Source organism: Actinomadura nitritigenes, assembly GCF_017573545.1.
Classification (GTDB): Bacteria; Actinomycetota; Actinomycetes; order Streptosporangiales; family Streptosporangiaceae; genus Spirillospora; species Spirillospora nitritigenes.
Window position 1 is genome coordinate 57,085 of the sequence record NZ_JAGEOK010000007.1, and the last position, 18,605, is coordinate 75,689.

The 18,605-nt window shown below is 74.7% G+C and carries 14 protein-coding genes; 6 read left to right on the top strand and 8 right to left on the bottom strand.

The window, feature by feature from the left end; genetic code table 11:
* The first annotated feature begins 22 nt into the window (after positions 1 to 22).
* Both J4557_RS11865 and J4557_RS11870 read left to right on the top strand, forming a co-directional pair.
* Positions 23 to 1,720: a serine/threonine-protein kinase gene (locus J4557_RS11865; protein ID WP_208266555.1), complete on the top strand. Its 1,698-nt coding sequence runs from the start codon at positions 23 to 25 to the stop codon at positions 1,718 to 1,720.
* Between the two features lie 85 nt (positions 1,721 to 1,805).
* Positions 1,806 to 4,655 (top strand): ABC transporter substrate-binding protein, encoded by a 2,850-nt coding sequence (locus tag J4557_RS11870; protein WP_208266556.1) that lies wholly within the window; start codon positions 1,806 to 1,808, stop codon positions 4,653 to 4,655.
* 35 nt (positions 4,656 to 4,690) lie between these two features.
* Here the strand turns inward: J4557_RS11870 and J4557_RS11875 are convergent, their stop codons facing one another.
* Both J4557_RS11875 and J4557_RS11880 read right to left on the bottom strand, forming a co-directional pair.
* Complete coding sequence (locus J4557_RS11875; RefSeq protein WP_243775639.1) at positions 4,691 to 6,019, bottom strand: sensor histidine kinase; 1,329 nt, start codon at positions 6,017 to 6,019, stop codon at positions 4,691 to 4,693.
* Positions 6,016 to 6,669, bottom strand: a complete 654-nt coding sequence (locus tag J4557_RS11880) for a response regulator (protein WP_190859998.1) — start codon at positions 6,667 to 6,669, stop codon at positions 6,016 to 6,018. The genes J4557_RS11875 and J4557_RS11880 overlap by 4 nt, the downstream gene beginning before the upstream one ends.
* Positions 6,670 to 6,876: 207 nt before the next feature.
* On the opposite strand from J4557_RS11880, the gene J4557_RS11885 reads away from it, so the two are divergent.
* On the top strand, positions 6,877 to 7,053 hold the full coding sequence (locus tag J4557_RS11885) for a hypothetical protein (RefSeq protein WP_190859996.1): 177 nt from the start codon (positions 6,877 to 6,879) through the stop codon (positions 7,051 to 7,053).
* A 67-nt stretch (positions 7,054 to 7,120) separates the two neighbouring features.
* Here J4557_RS11885 and J4557_RS11890 read toward each other — a convergent pair whose 3' ends face one another.
* From J4557_RS11890 to J4557_RS50865, 3 genes are all read right to left on the bottom strand, one after another.
* Entirely contained in the window at positions 7,121 to 7,930 is an 810-nt protein-coding gene (locus tag J4557_RS11890) for an inositol monophosphatase family protein (protein ID WP_208266557.1), read from the bottom strand.
* The gene (locus tag J4557_RS11895) at positions 7,927 to 8,835 is read right to left on the bottom strand and encodes a ferrochelatase (protein WP_208266558.1); all 909 of its coding nucleotides are present in this window, start codon (positions 8,833 to 8,835) and stop codon (positions 7,927 to 7,929) included. The genes J4557_RS11890 and J4557_RS11895 overlap by 4 nt, the downstream gene beginning before the upstream one ends.
* 99 nt (positions 8,836 to 8,934) lie before the next feature.
* The gene (locus tag J4557_RS50865) at positions 8,935 to 10,215 is read right to left on the bottom strand and encodes a lytic transglycosylase domain-containing protein (protein ID WP_307799683.1); all 1,281 of its coding nucleotides are present in this window, start codon (positions 10,213 to 10,215) and stop codon (positions 8,935 to 8,937) included.
* 137 nt (positions 10,216 to 10,352) lie between these two features.
* Between J4557_RS50865 and J4557_RS11905 the strand changes: the two genes are divergently transcribed.
* Both J4557_RS11905 and J4557_RS11910 read left to right on the top strand, forming a co-directional pair.
* Entirely contained in the window at positions 10,353 to 11,564 is a 1,212-nt protein-coding gene (locus J4557_RS11905; RefSeq protein WP_208266559.1) for an MFS transporter, read from the top strand.
* A 9-nt stretch (positions 11,565 to 11,573) separates the two neighbouring features.
* Positions 11,574 to 12,884, top strand: coding sequence for a D-arabinono-1,4-lactone oxidase (locus tag J4557_RS11910; protein WP_208266560.1), 1,311 nt, complete (start codon positions 11,574 to 11,576; stop codon positions 12,882 to 12,884).
* A 192-nt stretch (positions 12,885 to 13,076) separates the two neighbouring features.
* Here the strand turns inward: J4557_RS11910 and J4557_RS11915 are convergent, their stop codons facing one another.
* Positions 13,077 to 14,027, bottom strand: a complete 951-nt coding sequence (locus J4557_RS11915) for a hypothetical protein (RefSeq protein WP_208266561.1) — start codon at positions 14,025 to 14,027, stop codon at positions 13,077 to 13,079.
* Positions 14,028 to 14,447: 420 nt separating this feature from the next.
* Between J4557_RS11915 and sepH the strand changes: the two genes are divergently transcribed.
* Positions 14,448 to 16,307 carry a septation protein SepH gene (sepH, locus tag J4557_RS11920; protein ID WP_208266562.1) on the top strand — a complete coding sequence of 620 codons (1,860 nt, stop codon included), beginning with the start codon at positions 14,448 to 14,450 and terminating at the stop codon, positions 16,305 to 16,307.
* Between the two features lie 22 nt (positions 16,308 to 16,329).
* Here sepH and J4557_RS11925 read toward each other — a convergent pair whose 3' ends face one another.
* Together J4557_RS11925 and J4557_RS11930 are read right to left on the bottom strand one after the other, a co-directional pair.
* Positions 16,330 to 17,886: a PH domain-containing protein gene (locus J4557_RS11925; RefSeq protein ID WP_208266563.1), complete on the bottom strand. Its 1,557-nt coding sequence runs from the start codon at positions 17,884 to 17,886 to the stop codon at positions 16,330 to 16,332.
* Positions 17,883 to 18,443, bottom strand: coding sequence for a PH domain-containing protein (locus tag J4557_RS11930; protein ID WP_208266564.1), 561 nt, complete (start codon positions 18,441 to 18,443; stop codon positions 17,883 to 17,885). Before J4557_RS11930 ends, J4557_RS11925 begins: the two co-directional genes overlap by 4 nt.
* Positions 18,444 to 18,605: the final 162 nt, after the last annotated feature.

An 18,605-nucleotide genomic window follows, 5' to 3' on the forward strand; every position in this document is an offset into this window, starting at 1 on the left:
CTGCGGGTCACTGGAGGATCAGATGCCGGATGCCGCTCCGCTGGAGCCGGGCGATCCCAGGGCACTGGGTCAGTTCGAGGTCGTCGGCCGGCTCGGCGCCGGGGGGCAGGGCGCGGTCTTCCTCGGCCGCGCGCCGGGCGGCGAGTACGTGGCCATCAAGCTGCTGCACGCCCAGATGGCGAACGACCCCGCCGCGCGCGCCCGCTTCACGCGGGAGGTGGCGGCGGCGCAGAAGGTCGAGCCCTTCTGCACCGCGCGGGTGCTCGAGGCCGACGTGCACGGCGACCAGCCGTACGTCGTCAGCGAGTTCATCGACGGCCCGTCGCTGCACGACGTGGTCGCGCACAACGGCCCGCTCGGCGCGGCCGAGCTGGAGCGGCTGGCGATCGGCACCGTGACGGCCCTCGCGGCCATCCACGAGGCCGGGATCGTGCACCGCGACTTCAAGCCCAACAACGTCATGCTGGCCTCCGACGGCCCGCGCGTCGTGGACTTCGGCATCGCCCGGACGGTCAACTCGCAGGAGAGCGCCGTCACCGCGACCGGCATGGTGGTCGGGACGCCCGGCTACCTGGCGCCCGAGCAGCTGACCGGCGCGCCGCTGACGCCCGCGGTGGACATCTTCGCCTGGGGCGCGACCATGGTGTTCGCGGCCACCGGGCAGTCGCCGTTCGAGGCCGACACGCTGCCGGTCATCATCAACCGCATCCTCAACGAGGACCCGGACCTGTCGGCGCTGCCGCCCGGCCCGGTGCGCGACCTGGTCGCGCGCTGCCTGTCCAAGGACGCGGGGCTGCGCCCGCCGGCGCCGCAGCTGCTGCTGAACCTGCTCGGCGCGGTCGGCGCCGCGCCGTCGAACCCGGGCGCCGACCCGGAGGACCTGCTCAACCAGGGCACCCGGATCGCCGCGCAGATGCCCGCGCCGCCGCGGGTGCCGCCGGCGCCGCGCCCGCAGCCGCCGCAGCAGTCGATCACCCCGCCGCCGATGCCGCTGCACCAGGGCGGGATGCAGGGCGCCGGGATGCAGGGCGGCATGGGGGGCCCGGCGACGCCGCCCCCGCAGCCGATCACGCCGCCGCCCATGCCGATGTACCAGGGCGGCATGCAGCCCCCGCCGCCGAACATGCCGATGGGGCAGCGTCCTCCCGTGCAGGGGCCGATGCAGCCGCCGATGGCCTACGGGCCGCCGCCCGCGAAGTCGGGTTCGCCGGGCCCGGCCATCGCGATCGGCTGCGGCGTGCTGGCGCTGATCGCGCTCATCGGCGTCGTGGTGTTCGTGATCATCGCCGCGAACAGCGGCGACGGCGCCGACCCGACGCCGACGTCGTCGATCTACACGCCGCCGACCGAGAACTCGCCGACGGGCTCGACGCAGGGCGGGCTGGTCGGCGTGTGGAACGGCGACGGCTACCAGCCGGGCGCCCCGGCCGGCCACCAGAACTTCAAGGCGGAGTTCGCGCTGGTCTACACGCACGGCACCGCCAAGTACGACTACGGCGGCGTCCAGCCGACCTGCTACACCAACCTCTCGCTGCTGTCGGGCGACGAGACCAGCAGCTACGTCGAGTACCAGGAGACGCCGATGGCGGGGCAGAAGACGGAGAACTGCGCGCCCGGCTACGTCCGGTTCGTCAACCCCGGCGGCAGCACCATGCGCTGGGAGTGGCGGCAGACCCGCAGCGCGCCGACCCCCTCGGCGTCCGGGACGGTGAGCGACTGACCGCTCCGCCGGTCCGGCCGGCCCGGGCCGGCCCGAGCGGCCCCGGACACCCGACGACATCCGCGCCTCCCCCCGAAGGATCCAGATGCCCGACATCCGCCCGCTGCGCCCGGGCGATCCGGAAAGACTGGGCGACTACCGGCTGACGGGGCTGCTCGGGGAGGGCGGGCAGGGCGCGGTCTACCTGGCCGAGGACGAGCCGGGCCACCGGGTCGCGGTGAAGCTGCTGCACGCGCGCTTCAGCGCCGACCCGAAGGCCCGGTCGCGGTTCGCGGCCGAGGTGGCGGTGGCGCAGCGGGTCTCGGCGTTCTGCACGGCCCGCATCCTGGACTCCGACGTCGAGGGCGACCGGCCCTACATCGTCAGCGAGTACATCGACGGCCCGTCCCTGTCGGCGGCGTTGGCGGAGGGCGGTCCGCAGCGCGACGCGGACCTGGACCGGCTGGCGATCGGCACGATGACCGCGCTGGCGGCCATCCACCAGGCGGGGGTCGTGCACCGCGACTTCAAGCCGGCGAACGTGCTGCTCGCCGCGGACGGGCCGCGGGTGATCGACTTCGGCATCGCCCGGGCGCTCGACGCGACCGGCACGCTGTCGAGCACCGCCGTCGGGACGCCCGCCTACATGGCGCCGGAGCAGATCTCGGGGGCGCCGGTCGGCCCGGCGGCCGACGTGTTCGCCTGGGGCGCGACGATGGCGGTCGCCGCGACGGGCCGTCCCGCGTTCGGGCAGGACTCCATCCCGGCGGTCATGCACCGGATCCTGAACATGGCGCCGGACCTCGGCATGATGCCCGAGCCGCTGCGCGGCGTCGTGGCGCACTGCCTGAGCAAGGACCCGGCGCTGAGGCCCGCGTCGCAGCAGGTGCTGGCGACGCTGCTGACGCTCGCGGGGAACCCGCCGAGGCCCGGCGGCGGTGGCGACGGCGCCGACGAGATGCTCAGCAGGGGCGCCGAGACGGCCGCCGCGGACTCCGCGCGGCTGGAGGCGGCGTGGTCTCCGCTGGGCGTCCGGCAGTCCCTCACGCCGCAGTCGCTCGCCTCGTACCCGCAGCTCGCGCAGTCTCCACCGGTGCCGCAGGCGCCCTTCCACCAGCCGCCGGCGAACATGCCGCCGCCGGGCCCGGGCGTTCCCGTGCCGCAGGCGCAGCCGCAGCCGCAGGCGCCGGGCGCGCCGTGGTCCGGGCCGTCCGCCTACGCCGGCCCGTCGACGTGGCCGTCCGGGCAGCAGCAGGCCCCGCCCGGCCCCGGCGTCGACATGACGAAGCCGCCCGGCACCCGGTCGCGCAAGCGGATCGGCGTGCTGGCCGGCGCGGGCGGCGCCGCCGCGGTCGCCCTCGCGCTCGTCGCCACCGTGATCATCATGAACACGGGCGGAGGCGGCGGTCACAAGCCCGAGCCGCCGGTGGGACGGGACGGCGGGACGCTGCGGACGGCCGTCGCGAGCCTCGGCTCCACGGACGGGGAGATCGACCCGTCGCACTCCTACGTCGGCACCGAGCGGTTCCTCGACAAGCTGCTCTTCACCGGCCTCGCCGAGACCGGGCCGGACGGCGTCGTCCGCAACCGGCTGGCCACCGAGATCAAGTCCGACGGGACGTGCTCGAAGTGGACGATCGGCATCAAGGAGGGGACGACCTTCAGCGACGGCTCGCCGGTGGACGCGGCGGCGTTCGAGCGCGGCTGGACGCGGGCGGCGCGGACCCCGACCGGCGGCGGGCCGGTCCTGATGGCCGACATCGTCGGGTATCCCGAAGCCTCGAGCGGCCAGGCGGGCACGCTGTCGGGGGTGCACGCGTCGGGCAGCGTGATCGACGTGGACCTCACCTCGCCGAACTGCGACTTCCCGAAGCGGCTCGGCGACCCGGCGTTCGCGCCGCTGCCGCGGTCCGCCGGGTCGTCGGACAACGCGTCCTACAACCAGAACCCGGTCGGCAACGGGCCGTTCAAGCTGCAGACCTACGAGAAGGGCAAGAGTTACACGCTGGTCCGCAACGACCGGTGGGCGTGCGGCAGGACGAAGCTCGACACCGTCCAGGTCAGCGTGCTCACCGACACGGCGCAGGGACGCGTGACGTTCGCCTCGGGCGGCACCGACTGGGCGCCGCTGCCCAGTGCCGCGGGGGCCGCCACTCCCTCGGCGGGCACCCCGTCCGGCGGAACGACGCTCACGAGGACGCTGCCCTTCACCCGGATGCTCGTCCCGGTGACGGCGCGCGGCCCGATGAAGTCGAAGGAGGCCAGGCTCGCGGTGTCGTACGCGCTGGACCGCAGGTCGCTCGCCGCGGTGTACGGCACCGGGTACGCGCCCGCGCACGGACTGGTGCCGCCCTCGCTGCCCGGCTTCGGCAAGGCGGGCGTCTGCGCGTCGTGCGACGCGTCCGATCCGGCGCAGGCGAAGCGGCTCGCCACCCAGGCCGGGCTGGGGCCGGGCACCAAGATCCGGCTGTACCTGCAGCAGACGACGAGCAGCGCGACGGCGGCGCAGGCCGTCCAGGCACGCCTGCGGCAGGTGCTCGGCTGGAGCGTCGAGCTGAAGACGACACCGCTGTCGGACTGGAACAAGTTCCGGCAGGTGGTGACCGCCGGCGACGCGTCCGGACTGGCCCTGTTCGCGTGGGGTCCGGACTACCCGTCGCCGTACACGATGCTGTGGTCGCTGCTGGGCGGCACGCTGGTCGGCAAGAGCGACTCCTACAACCTGGCCGGCTGGAAGAACTCGACGTTCGACGGGCTGATCTCCAACGCGGTGCGCACCGTCTCCGACGACCAGCGCACGAAGCTCTACCAGCAGGCCGAGAGGATCGCGCTGGACGACATGGCCCTGATCCCGCTCGTCCAGACCGGGACGGGCGCGCTGGCGAGCAACCGGTTCGTGAACCTCCGGATGGACTACGACGGCGACCCGACGGTGGCGACCGCCGCGCTGAAGTAGGCGACCCCGCCGCGCCGAAGCGGCGGACAGGGACCTCAGCCGGGCTGGAGCCGGACGGTGACGATCAGCCCGCCGCCCGGGCGCGGCACCGCGTAGACGGCGCCGCGGTGCGCCAGCACCACCGAGCGGACGATCGACAGCCCGAGGCCCGCGCCCTTGGCGGACTCGACCCGGTCGGCGTTGAGCCGCCGGAACGGCTCGAACAGCCGCTCGACCTCGTAGGCGGGCACCACCGGGCCGGTGTTCTCGACCTGGACGGTGGCGTAGCCGTCGAGCATGCCGGTGCGGATCCACAGCCCGCCGCCCTCGGCGTCGTTGTGCTTGATCGCGTTCTCGACGAGGTTGGACACCAGGTGCTCCAGCAGCACCGGGTCGCCGAGCGCCGTCCCGGACGTCAGCTCCCGGTGCACGGCCACGTCGTTGTCGTGCTCGCGGCGCGCGGAGTGCTCCAGCACCGTCGCGGCGACCTCGGCGAGGTCGACGGGGGTGCGGGTGGTCAGCTCGCGCTCGCTGCGGGCGAGCAGCAGCAGGCCCTCGATGAGCCGCTCGTGCCGGGCGTTGGTGGCCAGCAGGGTCTTGCCGACGGTGCGCAGGTCGGCGGACGCCTCCGGGTCGCCGAGCGCCACCTCCAGCAGCGTCCGGTTGATCGCCAGCGGCGTGCGCAGCTCGTGCGAGGCGTTCGCGACGAACCGGCGCTGGGAGTCGAAGGCCTGGCCGAGCCGCTCCAGCATCGCGTCGAAGGTGTCGGCCAGCTCCTTGATCTCGTCGTCGGGGCCCTCCAGCGCGATCCGCTCGTGCAGGGTGCTCTCCGACAGCCGGCGGGCCGTCGTGGTGACCCGCTGCAGCGGGCTGAGCGCCCGGTCGGCGACGAACCAGCCGAGCACGAGGGTGATCACCCCGACCCCGGCGAGCGCCATCAGCGACCGGCCGACCAGCTGCCTCATCGTCTGCTCGACGAACTGGTGCTGCAGCTCGGCCGCCTCGGCGTCGGTGATCCCGAGGCCGATGACCTTGACGTTGCCGAGGATGTTGGCCATCAGCACCGACATCACGAACAGCAGCAGCGCCCCGGCCATGAAGAACAGCAGCCCGTACAGCAGGGTCAGCCGCAGCCGGACGCTCATCCGGCCGGGCAGCTTCTTCAGCTCGCCGAACGACGCGCCGCCCTCGCCGCGCCACACGTTCCTGCCGCCCGGCTCGGGGCCCGGGACCTGCTGCGGCCCGGGCCGCCGCCACCGGCCGGGGCGCGCGGACCGGTCGTCCGTCCCCGGCTGCGCCGGCTGCTGCCGGTCCTGCGGCCCGGCCGGCTCGTCGGGCTCGTTCGGGCCGTTCGGCTCGTTCTGCGGTGCGGATTCGGAAGTCAAAGGCGGTATCCCACTCCGGGCACGGTCTCGATGACCGGGGGGTCGCCGAGCTTCTTGCGCAGCGTCATCATCGTCACGCGGACGACGTTGGTGAACGGGTCGATGTGCTCGTCCCAGGCCTTCTCCAGGAGCTGCTCGGAGCTGACGACGGCGCCGTCCGCGCTGAGCAGCACCTCCAGCACCGCGAACTCCTTGCGGGTCAGCTCCACCGGGCGCCCGTCCCGGGTCACCTCGCGGCGGGCCGGGTCGAGCGCGACCCCGGCGCGCTCCAGCACGGGCGGCAGCGGCGCCGCCGCGCGGCGGCCGAGCGCCCGCACCCGGGCGATCAGCTCGGCGAAGGCGAACGGCTTGGCCAGGTAGTCGTCGGCGCCGATGGACAGGCCCTCGACCCGGTCGTCCAGCTCCCCGGCGGCGGTCAGCATGATGATCCGCGCCGGGTAGCGCTGCGCCACCAGCTGCTTGCACACGTCGTCGCCGTGCACCCGCGGCAGGTCGCGGTCGAGGACGATCACGTCGTACTCGTTCACCCCGGCGCGGTCGAGCGCGCCGGCGCCGTCGTAGGCCACGTCCACGGCCAGCGCCTCGCGGCGCAGCCCGGTCGCGATCGCGTCGGCGAGCACCCGCTCGTCCTCGACGACTAGAACACGCACTCTGCGTCCCCTTCCGGTCGGGGCGCGGTCGCCCCGTGGTCCAGATATGCCACGGAAGTCGTAAGACGCCCGTAAACAGCTGTTCAAGACGGCGTTCGCCGCGCCGCGTTAACTGGCGGCGTAAGGATCCGCGAAAATTGCACCGGCGAACAGGTTTACCTTCAGCCTACGGCTGGGTAGGCATGGGCACGATCCGGGAGGAGGCCCATGGGCGAGTTGTCACGCACGATTCAGCAGCGACTCGACGACGCGTACGCGTCGCTGCGCAGCGCCCACGCGGAAGGCGACACCTACCTGGCGGACATCCGCCAGGAGGAGATCAACGAACTGCGCCGGATCGCAGCGAACAACGACATCGGCGTCGAACCACCCCGCTGCGACTGAGACGCCCCACCGCAGGGAGCCCGGGACGCCCATGTCCCGGGCTCTTCTCGTCTCCCCCGGCCCCCGGCTAGTCCCTGAGGGGGTCGAGAGGCGCCAGCAGGTCGTGCAGGGCCTCGAACGTGCCCGGTCCGGCCGCCATGGTCAGCTCGGGCCCCGCCGGGGCGCCGTGGAGGCCCTCGACGCGCCCGCCCGCCTCCTGCACGATCAGCGCGCCGGCGCCGATGTCCCACGCCTGGACGCCGCGCTCGTAGTAGGCGTCGAGGCGCCCGGCCGCCAGCGAGCACAGGTCCACGCAGCAGGAGCCGCCGCGCCGGATGTCCCGGACGGCCGGCAGCACCCCGGTGAGCACCCGCGCCTGCGCGGCGCGCCGCGCGGCGTCGTAGCCGAACCCGGTCGCGACCAGGGCCTGGCCCAGCGGCACCCGCTCGGTCACCCGTAGCTCCCGGGCGCCGGACGCGGTGCGCAGCAGCGCCCCGCCGCCGCGGAACGCCGTGTACGACTCGCCGCGCCGCGGCATCTCGACCGCGCCCGCGACCGCGGCGCCGTCCACCTCGGCGGCGATGCTGACCGCCCAGTCCGGCAGGTCGTAGAGGTAGTTGACGGTCCCGTCGATCGGGTCGACCACCCAGCGGACGCCGCTGCCGCCGCCGCGCTCGCCGCCCTCCTCGCCGAGGAAGGCGTCGTCCGGGCGGGCGGCGCGGATCCGCTCGATGATCAGCGCCTCGGCGGCGCGGTCCATCTGGGTGACGACGTCGGTCGGGGACGACTTGGTCTGCACCACGTCCGGACCGCCGGCCGGGCGCTTGTCGACCAGCATCCGGCCCACCTCTCGGGCGGTCGCGGCGGCCAGTTCGAGCAGTTCCTCCGGCAGGCTCACTGGTTCTCCTCCATCAGCAGTCGCGGCAGGGCGGCGAAGCGCGGGTCGCTGCCGGGCGTCGCGGCCCGGACGAACGCGACGCCCAGCTCGGCGGCGCGTCCGGCCGCCTCCACGTCGAGGTCGTACTTGACCTCCATGTGGTCGGAGACGAACCCGATCGGCACGGCCGCCACCGCGCGGACGCCCTCACCGGCGAGCTTCTCCAGGTGGTCGGTGATCTGCGGCTCCAGCCACGGCTGGGACGGGGGGCCGCTGCGGCTCTGGTAGACGAGCTCCCAGGGGGTCCCGGGGGCGGCGCGGCCGGCGACGGTCCGGGCGGCCTCCTCCAGTTCGGCGACGTACAGCTCGCGGTTCGGCTGCGACAGCGGGACGCTGTGCGCGGTGAACAGCAGCCGCGCGCCGTCCGGGAGCCGGCCGAGCGCGTCCCGGGCGGCGTCGACGAACGGGTCGAGGAAGCCGGGACGGTCGCAGTAGACGGGCAGCTTGTCGATCTCGGGGGTGCCGGGGACCTCTTCGCGTGCGCGCGCGATGTCCTGCAGGTACTGGTCGTTGGTGGAGTAGCCGCTGTAGGCCGACGTGACGAACGCCGCCGCGCGCCGGACACCGTCGTCGCGCATCTGCCGGACGGTGTCGGCGAGGTACGGGGTCCAGTTCCGGTTGCCCCAGTACACGGGCAGGTCGACACCGTGGGCGGCGAAGTCCGCCTCGATGGCGGCCTTCAGCTCCCGGCACAGCCGGTTGATCGGGCTGACCCCGCCGAACAGGTGGTAGTGCTCCCCCACCTTCTCGAGCCGCTCGCGCGGGATGCCGCGGCCGCGGGTGACGTTCTCCAGGAACGGGATCACGTCCTCGGGCCCCTCCGGCCCGCCGAAGGACAGCAGAAGCAACGCGTCGTGGGACGTCATGCCCCCATCCAACCAGCCCGCTCCCGGTGCCCCGTCTCGGGAGAAGCACCGGGCGCCCGGACCGGCGGGCCGCCGCAGGGGCTCCTCCGGGCGCCCCGGTCAGCTGTAGCGGGCCGCGTACGCCCTCGCGAGGTTCAGGACCTTCTGGACGTACCAGTCGGCGTGGTTGTAGTGCCAGATCGCCCGGTAGAGCTGCTGGCCGCCGCGGCCCGCCCCGTTGGCGCACAGGTACTTGGCCGCGCCCGGGATCGCGTCGTAGGGGTTCATGATGTCGGCCTTGCCGTCCCCGTCGCCGTCCACCCCGTAGCTCTTCCACGTGGCCGGCATGAACTGCATCGGGCCGAGCGCGCCCGCGCTGGAGCGGCCGGCGTTGCGGCCGTGGTCGCTCTCGACCTGCCCGATCGCGGCGAGCACCGTCCAGGACAGGCCGGGGCAGCTCGTGGCGGCCTGCTTGTACAGGTCCAGGTAGCTGGTCGCCTTCCCGCCCGTGCCGGACGACTGGTACTTGGCGTCGTGCAGGTTCACCACGTTCGCGCCGCCGCCGAGGATCTTGCGGACCGCCGCGACGACCTTCGCCGGGCTGACCCCGGGCGCGTTGACGAGCACCGCGACGTTCGGGACGAGGCCCATCTGCGTCCCCGACCTCTTGCTCACCAGCATGTTGATCCCGGGCAGGCCGAGGTCGCCGGAGCCGCCCATGGTCAGCTTCGGGACCGTCCGGCCGACCACCGGGTACTCGTAGCCCTCGGTCAGCTGGAGCTGCTTGGCGGCGTCCGGCGACACGACGAACCGGTCGGCCGCGAGCGCCGCCCACAGGTCGGTCCTCTTCGCGGTGCCGGGCGGCGTCCAGGAGCGGAACGAGGACGGGTCGACCGCGAACGCGTTCACCTGCCGGCCCTGGAGCTGGACGGCCCCGCCGGCGACCGCCACGACGTCGCGGACCCGCTTCAGCTTCGCGATCTTGGCGATCTTGGCGGCGGAGATGGACCCGGCCTCGGCGGCGAGCACGTCCGGCGGGACGACCCGGCGCAGCGGCGCGACCTGCCCCTCGTCGACGACCTTCACCGGGTCGCCCTGGCCCGCGCTCGGCGGGGCGTCGCCGCGCGGCCCCCCGGACGGGGCGGCGTGCCCGGAGCGGTCCGTGGTCAGCGCCGCGTAGACACCGGCGGACGTGCTGGCGACGGCGAGCGCGGCGATGGTCGCGATGAGCAGCGGCAGGACGCGCCGCGGCCCCCCGCCCGCCGCGCCCGCCGGGGCGCCGGGCGACGACCGTCCCTTGCGCTGCTTCTTCTGCGGCCTCTGCCGGGGCGGGCGCGCGGCGGGCGGCGGAGCGTCCGGCGCCCCGTCCTCGCTCGCGCGCGGTGCTGATGGAGGAGCCACAACATTTCCCAACGAGTGTCGCTACGGGTGAGTTACACGTCTTGGCACTTCTTTCCCACAGGTAACGTGATCATGGGGCTGAAGTCGATCGATGGGGCCGGGGGCGCCCCTCCTCCCGGTGGGGAGGGGAGTCGCGGATGTCCGGTCCGTACCGGGAGCTGCTGTCGGTTCCCGGCGCCCGGCCGTTCGTCGCCGCCGGGTTCGTCGGCCGCATGTCGATGTCCATGGTGGGGATCGGCATCGTCCTTCTCGTGTCCGCGGTTACCGGATCGTACGGTATCGCCGGATCCGTGACCGCGACCCTCTCGGTCGCCTACGCCGTCGGTGCCCCGCTCAGCGCCCGCTACGCCGACCGGTACGGGCAGCGCCGCGTCCTGGTCCCGCTGGTGGCGGCCAACACCGCGAGCTTCGCCGTGCTGATCGTGTTCGCGCTGGCCGGGCTGCCGGTGTGGACGCTCTTCCCCGCCGCCGCGGCCGCGGGCCTGACGCAGGTGTCGCTGGGCGCGTGGGTGCGGGCCCGCTGGTCGCACGTGCTGCGCGACTCCCCCACCCGGCTGCACACCGCGTTCTCGTTCGAGTCGGTGGTGGACGAGTGCATCTTCGTCACCGGGCCGCTGGTCGTCACGGCGCTGGCCACCGGCGTGCACCCGGCGGCGGGCCTCGGCGCGGCGGCCGCCTGCACGCTGGCGGGCTGCCTGGCGCTGGCCGCGCAGCCCGGCACCGAGCCGCCGCCGCGCCCGCGCGCCCCCGGGACGCGCGGCGGGGTGTTCCGCAATCCCGGCGTCGTCGTGATCACGCCGGTGTTCCTGGCGCTCGGCATGGTGTTCGGCGCGATCGACGTCAGCGGCGTCGCGTTCGCCCAGGACCAGGGGCACAAGGCGCTCGCCGGCGTGCTGCTCGGCTGCTACGCGCTCGGCAGCGGCACCGCGGCGCTCTGGTACGGGGCGCGGCGCTGGCGGCGCCCGCTCGCCCGCCGCTTCCTCGCCGGACTCGGCCTGCTGACGGCCGGGCTGGTCCCGCCGGTCCTGGTCGGGAGCCTGTGGCCGATGATGGCCGTGGTGTTCTTCTCCGGGCTGGCGATCTCACCGACGATCATCCCCGGCTACGGGCTGGTCGAGCGGCTCGTCCCGCCGCGCCGGCTGACCGAGGGCCTGGCGCTGGTCTCCACGTCGGTCGGGGTGGGGGTGGCGGCCGGGTCGTCGCTGTCCGGACGGGTCGTGGACGCGCACGGCGCGCACGCGGCGTTCCTCGTCCCGCTGGGGTCGGCGGTGGTGGCCGCGCTGATCGGCCTGGCGGGCTCCCGCGCGCTCAGTAAACGTGAACTTTCCTCACGATCGATTGCCGAGTAGAGTCGGCGCATGTCACCCGTGACCCACCAGAAGTGGCAGAACTGGGCGGGAAACCAGCAGGCCACCCCGCATCGCGTCGCGACCCCCGGCACCACCGCCGAGGTCGCCGCGGCCGTCCGGTCCGCCGCGTCAGACGGCCTCACCGTCCGGATGACCGGCACCGGCCACTCCTTCACCGGCGCCGCCGTCGCCGAGGGCGTGCTGCTGCGCCCGCAGGCGCTCACCGCGGTCCGCTCCGTCGACACCGCGACCGGCCTGGTCACCGTCGAGGCCGGGCTGCCGCTGCACGCGTTCAACCGCCTGCTCGCCGAGCACGGTCTGGCCCTGGCCAACATGGGCGACATCCAGGAGCAGACCGTCGCGGGCGCCCTGCAGACCGCCACGCACGGCACCGGGCGCGACGCCGCCGGCCTCGCCTCCCAGGTCGCCGCGCTCGAACTCGTCCTCGCCGACGGCTCCACCGTCACCTGCTCGCCGGACGAGCGCCCCGACCTGTTCGACGCCGCCCGCGCCGGGCTCGGCGCCCTCGGCGTCGTCACCGCCATCACCTGGAAGACCGTCCCGGCCTTCCTCCTGCGCGCGCAGGAGGAGCCGATGAAGTGGGACGAGGTCCTCGCCCGCGTCGACGAGTTCGACGACGCCAACGAGCACTTCGAGTTCTACTGGTTCCCGCACACCGAGGGCTGCCTGACCAAGCGCAACAACCGCGTCGAGGGCCCGGCCGAACCGCTGCCGAGGTTCAAGTACTGGATGGACGACGAGTTCCTGTCCAACAAGGTCTTCGGCGCCGTCAACCGGCTGACGCACCTCGCCCCCGCCACCACGCCGTTCGTCAACGGCGTCTCCGCCAAGGCGCTCGGCGCCCGCACCTACAGCGACGCCTCGTACAAGGTGTTCACCAGCCCCCGCACGGTCCGCTTCAAGGAGCAGGAGTACGCCATCCCGCGCGAGGAGCTCGTCCCCGCGCTGCGGGAACTGCGCTCCTTGTTCGCCCGCAAGGACTGGCGCATCAGCTTCCCGATCGAGGTGCGGCTGCTCCCCCAGGAGGACGCCTGGCTGTCGATGGCCCACGGCCGCCGCAGCGCGTTCATCGCCGTCCACGTCTACTACAAGGACCGGCACCAGGAGTACTTCCGCGGCGTCGAGGACCTCCTCACCGCCCTCGACGGCCGCCCGCACTGGGGCAAGCTCCACACCCGCGACGCCACCTACCTGGAGAAGGTCTACCCCCGGTTCGCCGACTTCCAGAAGCTGCGCGACGAGCTCGACCCCGACCGCCGCTTCGCCAACCCCTACACCCGCCAGGTCTTCGGGGACTGAGTTCATTGCAGTGCCCTCGGCGTCAGGCGCTGGGGCGCCTTCCTTCGGCGGGCACTGCGTGCGATCGCTGCATCGCTCCGACTCGCCCTGGGGGCTCGCTGCGCGATCGGATTCTCGCTCCGCCCGAATCCGGCTTCGCTCGCGATCGCGACGGTCCGGGTCGTCGACGGCTCAGGTCAAGGGGACCGGCGGTCACGGCCCCTGGGTGATCCGGGGGTCGGCGCCGTTCGGGTCGTTCTGCTGCCCGTCGCCGCCGGTGCCGCCGTCGGCGGTCTTCGTCGGCGTCGGGGACTGCGGGGTCTGCGGCGTGCTGGGGGCCGAGGACGTCGGCGCCGCCGGCTCGGTCGGCCGCTGCGAGGTGGGCGGCGCCGTGGTGGGCGTCCCGGTCGTCGGGACGCCGCCCGACGGGCCGCCGCTCGGCGTGGAACCGGACGTCGTCGCGTGCGTGGACGGGGCGGGCGACGTCGGGGACTCGTCCGTGCCGCCGCCACCACCGCCGCCGCCTCCGGTCAGCGCCTTGGAGAGCGTCGTGCCGCCGCCCTTGCCGTTGCCGATCGGCGCGCCGGTCGCCGCCTCGTAGGCGGTGATGCCGCCGATGACGATCGCGAAGACCGCGGCGGACGACACCACGAGCTTCACCCAGTGCTGCCTGACCCAGTCCGCGGTGGCGTCGAGCGCCGACCGGCGGACCACCTCGCGGACGGCCTCCGGGCCCGCCGCCGCGGCGAGCGCGTCCGCGACCGTCTCCGCCGGGGTGCGGTCCAGGCGCGTCGCGTTCGGGTCCCCGCCGCCGGCGAGGTCGCCGGGGAGGCTCAGGTCGAGACGGGTCGCGTTCGGGTCGCCCGCCGGCCACGCCACGGTCCGCGTCGGGTCGGCGCTCCTCGCCTCCGCCGCCGCCTGCTCCGCCGCGCCCTGCCGGTGCGCCGCCGCCTGGAGGTGCGTCAGGTCCTTGATCTGGTTTCGGCCCTGGTCGAGGTAGTGCTTGACGACCGCGGAGCCGGCCGTCGACATCACGCTCATCAGCCCCGCGCCGATGATCGTCCCGTAAACGCCCAGGTAGGACGCTCCGACGGCGGCGACCAGCGTGGCCACCCCACTGGCGATCAGCTGCGTCGTGCTGACATCCGGCAGCGTGCGCCGCATCGACCCTTTCACCCCTGTTCGTTCGCCCGAAACCCCCGAAAACCAAACTATTCGGAAGATCGGAGTGTTCCTGCCACAGACGTGACGCTCCTAACCTCGAAGGGGTGGAGCGCGCGGCCGCGCTCAGGCACAGTGTGGAAAAGGATGCACAAGAATCCGGCAGGGCGCCCCCGGCCGCCCCGCGACACCGGCAAGCTAGGTCAGGTGCCCTCTTCGGCCTCGTGAAGGGGGCTTCGAGAGCGGCGATGTTCGGACATGCCGGGTACGGTGCTGGCAGCAGGTGTGTCCGGAAGAGAGACTCGGGAACCCGGGGGAAGGGCACGCATGCGCCCTCGGCGGGCAAGGGGCGACCGGCCGGTGAGACCGCGGCCGGACGGTCCGGCGCCCTCCGTGCCGTCAGGAAGGGCAGGAAGGACACGCATGCAGGAGCTGCGCCTCGTCGCGGTCAGCGAGGACGGTACGTACCTCGTCCTGGCCACCGCGGGCCGAGGCACCCGGTTCACCCTGCCCGTCGACGACCGGCTCCGCGCAGCGGTCCGTGGGCACTTCTCCCGCCTCGGCCAGTTCGAGATCGAAGTGGAGAGTCCCTTGCGTCCCAAGGAGATCCAGGCCCGCATCCGGTCCGGCGAGACGGCGGAGGAGATCGCCGAGTCGGCGGGGATCCCGGTCGAACGCGTCCGCTGGTTCGAGGGCCCGGTCCTGCAGGAACGCGAGTACATGGCGCAGCAGGCGCAGCGCGTCGCGGTGCGCCGGCCCGGCGAGACCACGCTCGGCCCGCCGCTCGGGGAGACCGTCGAGGAGCGGCTCGGCCGCGGCGGCGTCGACCTCGAGGAGGTCGAGTGGGACTCCTGGAAGTGCGAGGACTCCACCTGGCGGGTCCGGCTGTCGTTCTTCGACAACGGCCGCCCGCACGCCGCCGAGTGGTCGTTCGACCCGCGCCGCCGGCACGTCTCGCCGCTCGACGAGATCGCCGCCCGCCTCACCGCCGTCGAGTGGGACGACGAGACGCTGTCGGACACCGTCACCCCGCTCGTCCCGCGCCGTCCCGCGATGAAGGTCGTGCAGAACGACCGGCTCCCGAACGACGGGGACGTCGCCGCGCGCGGCCTGCCCGCCGAGCCGGAGCAGCCCGCCGCGCCCGGCCCGCTGCGCCCCGCCGAGCCGCCGCAGTACATCGTCGAGCGCGGCCGCATGGTCGACCCGCGCCCCGCCTTCCGCGACGCGCCCGGCGAGGGCGCGCCGCTGCGCGAGGCGTCCCGCCCGCTCTCCTCCGACGGGCCCCGCGAGGCCCCGCGGCTGCGCGAGGCCCCCGAGCCCGCCCGTCCCGCCGAGGACGTCCGGCCGCGCGACGACCGCTCCGCCCGCGAGGAGGAGCCGCGCGTCCCGCAGGCGCGCCGGGAGGCGCCCGCTGAGGACGTGGAGTCCCGTACGGAGAGCGCCGCCGAGGAGGCCGGGCTCCTAGAGCGCGAGGAGTCGCGTTCCGAGGCGGCGAGCGACGCCCCCGAGATTCTTGAGGAGGCGCGTCCCGCCGAGGCCGAGGCGTCCGCCGAGGAGAGCCGGACGTCCCAGGGCGCGGCCGAGGACCTCCGGCCCGAGGCGAGCGAGGACGTCCAGGCGAGCGACGAGCGGCAGGGCGCGGAGAACCCCGACGCCGCCGTCCCCGCCGAGACCGCGAAGGCGGGCGAGGACGGGCGGCCGGACGGCGTCGCCGCGCAGGACGAGGACGCGCAGGACGAGGACGCGCAGGCGTCGCGCGAGGAGCCCGGCGAGGACGGGTCGCGCCCGGCCCCCGCCGACGAGGAGCCCGCCCCGCAGGAGGCGGAGGCGACGCAGGCGCACGACGAGCCCGATGAGGCCGAGGAGGCCGAGGACGCCCCGGCAGCGGCGGCGGCGCTGGAGAGCGAGCAGCCCGCGAGCGACGGCGGCGAGGCGGCGCGGGACCGCAGCCCGGCGCCAGAGCGCCCGGCTCCCGCGCCCGAGGAGAAGGCCGCGCGGCCGGACCCGGCTCCGCAGCAGCCCGCCCCGCAGCAGCCCGCACAGCAGCAGCCGGCCCAGCATCCGGCGCGCCGGGAGCCGTCCCGGCCGCCCGCGAAGAAGAAGCCGGCCCGGCCCCCCATGCCCGCCGCCGCACAGGACAAGCCGGTCACCGGCTCCCCGGCGGCCGCGGCGGCGGAGTCGGCGGCGCAGCGGCCCGCGCGGCCCCGCCGCAAGGCCAAGGGCAAGCGCGCCTCCGTGCCGTCCTGGGACGAGATCATGTTCGGCGCCCGCCGCCCCGAGTGACCCCGGGGCGCGGAGGCCGCGGTCAGGCCGGGGCCCCGCCCGGGGTCGCGTCCCGCTGGTCGGCGTCCCGCTGCTCGGCGTCCGGCTTCCCGGGCGGTTCCGGTGCGGGGCGCTCGATGAAGGGCGCGAGCCATTCGGGAGTGATGGCGGCGGCGAAGGCGACGGCGTCCGGCTCGGACATGTCCGTCGCGGAGTAGCCGCCGTCGCCGGCGCCGGTCGCGACGAACAGGGTGGCGAGGCCGAGCCGGCGCTGGAACAGCGTGCGGCGGACGCGCCAGCCGATCACGGCGCCGTGGTCGACGACGACCTGCCGGCGGCGCAGCGAGCCCGAGCGGACGGTGAGGCGGGTGCCGTCGGAGGCGTGCCCCAGCTGGCGGTAGCGGTCCAGGCCCAGCGGAACGGCGAGGACGGCGAGGGCCGCGCAGACGTAGGCCACCCACGGCTGGCCGGCCGGCACCGCGATGGCGGCGACGCCCGCGAGGGGCGCGACCGCCCGCGCGACCCGCCGGCCGCGCGCCGCGCGAGGATGCGCGACCAGCGGGCCCGGGACGGGACCGAGGACGCGGGCGGCGAGGTCCTCGGCGGCGGGGCGCGGCGCCGCGGGCAGCAGCCGCCCGCGGTGCGCGGCGTCCCCGAGGCCGGTGATGAGGGCGCCGAGCCGGACGACCCCGGCGCGCCGCTCGAGGGGGTTGTCGGTCAGCTCGACGCCCCGCAGCCGGCGGCGTTCGAGGGACACGGCCCGCCGGGTGAGCACGCCGCGCTCCACCAGGATCGAGCCGTCCCGCTCGTGGACGGTGAAGTCCCAGTTGAACAGCGCGAACACGATCACCGACATGACCGGCATGGCGAGGAGCATCAGCACGAGGAGCGCGACGGCGAGGGCGGGGGCCACCCCGGCGACGTCGTGCCCGACGGTCTCGACGCGCTGCCGGGTGATGAGCCCGAGATCGTCCCCGAGGTTGTAGACGGTGCCGAGCACGCTGCCCGCCAGCGCGAACGGGGTGAGCAGGTAGGCGCCGCTGAGCGGGGCGTACAGGTACCAGCGCGGCGTCACGCGGGCGAGGAGGCGGCGCGGCGGGCGCCGGTCGGCGGTCGGGCGGGCCAGCAGCACCCGCCGCAGCCGGTCCGCCTCCTGACGGGACACGGCGTTGAGGGTGCCCTCGCCGCCCTCCGCGCCCGCGTCGATGTGCACGACGGCGAGGCCGAGCAGCCGGTGCGGGAGGGACGCGGTGACGTCGACGCCGCGGATCCGGTCGCGGGGGATGCTCTTGACGGACCGTCCGAGGAGCACGCGCCGCAGCTCGATGCGGTCGGCGTACAGGACGTAGGTGAAGGTGACCCAGCCGGCGACGTGGAACGCCAGCCCGAACCCGAGCCCGGCGAGGGTGAAGTAGAACGCGGTGGACATGCCGCCGACGAGCAGTCCGGTGGCGCCCGCGGCGAGCAGCGCGATCAGCTCGCGGACGGCCCCCACCACGAACGTCAGCGGGTGCAGCCGGCGGCGGCGCGGCGCGGCCGCGACGGCGGCGGGCGGGGGTCCCGCCGCGGCGGGCTCCCCGGCCTCGGGTCGGACGCTCACGTCGCGTCGTCGCGGAGGTCGTGGGCGCGGTGCGCAAGCTGCTCGGCGAGGCGGGTCGCGACGTCCGCGGGCAGGCCGGACACCTCCGACGAGCCGGTGTGCGAGGCGGTGTTGACCTTGATGGTGGCGAGGCCGAGCAGCCGCTCGATCCAGCCCTGCTCGGTGTCGACGGTCTGGATCCGGCTGACCGGCACCAGCAGCCACTCGCGGCTGAACCAGCCGGTAGTGGTGTAGACGACGTCGGCGCTGACCTCCCAGCGGTGCACCCGGTACCGCCACACGGGCGCCGCGGTGACCATGAGGAACCCGGCCGTCCCGACGATGTAGGGCAGCCACCCGACGCGCCCGGAGAGCCAGCCCGGCATCCCGCTCCATCCGGCGTCGCCGAGCCAGGCCGCGACGCCGAGCGCCAGCCCGAACGCGAGCCCCCAGAGCAGGAGGTACTCGATCGCCCAGTGCGCGATGGCGCGCGGTGAGACCCGGTGTGCGGGCGGCCGCAGCCGCGGCGGGTGCGGGCCCCCGCCGTCCTTGTGGTGACTGCGCCGCACCGACGTCACACCGCGAGTCTAGAACGTCCCGGGAAAACGGCGCGCTACCAGCGTTTTGTCGGTGGCGGCTGGAAGGGTGGCCGGACGTGCCCGAGATGCCGCGGGGGGCGGCGGAAAAGTGGATGCGAGCGGCCCCGGGGCACGCATAGGTTGGCGGGTCCGTCCCCGTCG

What these genes read in the sequence shown, in the direction of transcription:
- J4557_RS11865 (WP_208266555.1), top strand. Translation starts at nt 23, where the DNA reads ATGCCGGATGCCGCTCCGCTGGAGCCGGGCGATCCCAGGGCACTGGGT.
- J4557_RS11870 (WP_208266556.1), top strand. Translation starts at nt 1,806, where the DNA reads ATGCCCGACATCCGCCCGCTGCGCCCGGGCGATCCGGAAAGACTGGGC.
- J4557_RS11885 (WP_190859996.1), top strand. Translation starts at nt 6,877, where the DNA reads ATGGGCGAGTTGTCACGCACGATTCAGCAGCGACTCGACGACGCGTAC.
- J4557_RS11895 (WP_208266558.1), bottom strand. Translation starts at nt 8,835, where the DNA reads ATGACGTCCCACGACGCGTTGCTTCTGCTGTCCTTCGGCGGGCCGGAG.
- J4557_RS11905 (WP_208266559.1), top strand. Translation starts at nt 10,353, where the DNA reads ATGTCCGGTCCGTACCGGGAGCTGCTGTCGGTTCCCGGCGCCCGGCCG.
- J4557_RS11910 (WP_208266560.1), top strand. Translation starts at nt 11,574, where the DNA reads ATGTCACCCGTGACCCACCAGAAGTGGCAGAACTGGGCGGGAAACCAG.
- J4557_RS11915 (WP_208266561.1), bottom strand. Translation starts at nt 14,027, where the DNA reads ATGCGGCGCACGCTGCCGGATGTCAGCACGACGCAGCTGATCGCCAGT.
- sepH (WP_208266562.1), top strand. Translation starts at nt 14,448, where the DNA reads ATGCAGGAGCTGCGCCTCGTCGCGGTCAGCGAGGACGGTACGTACCTC.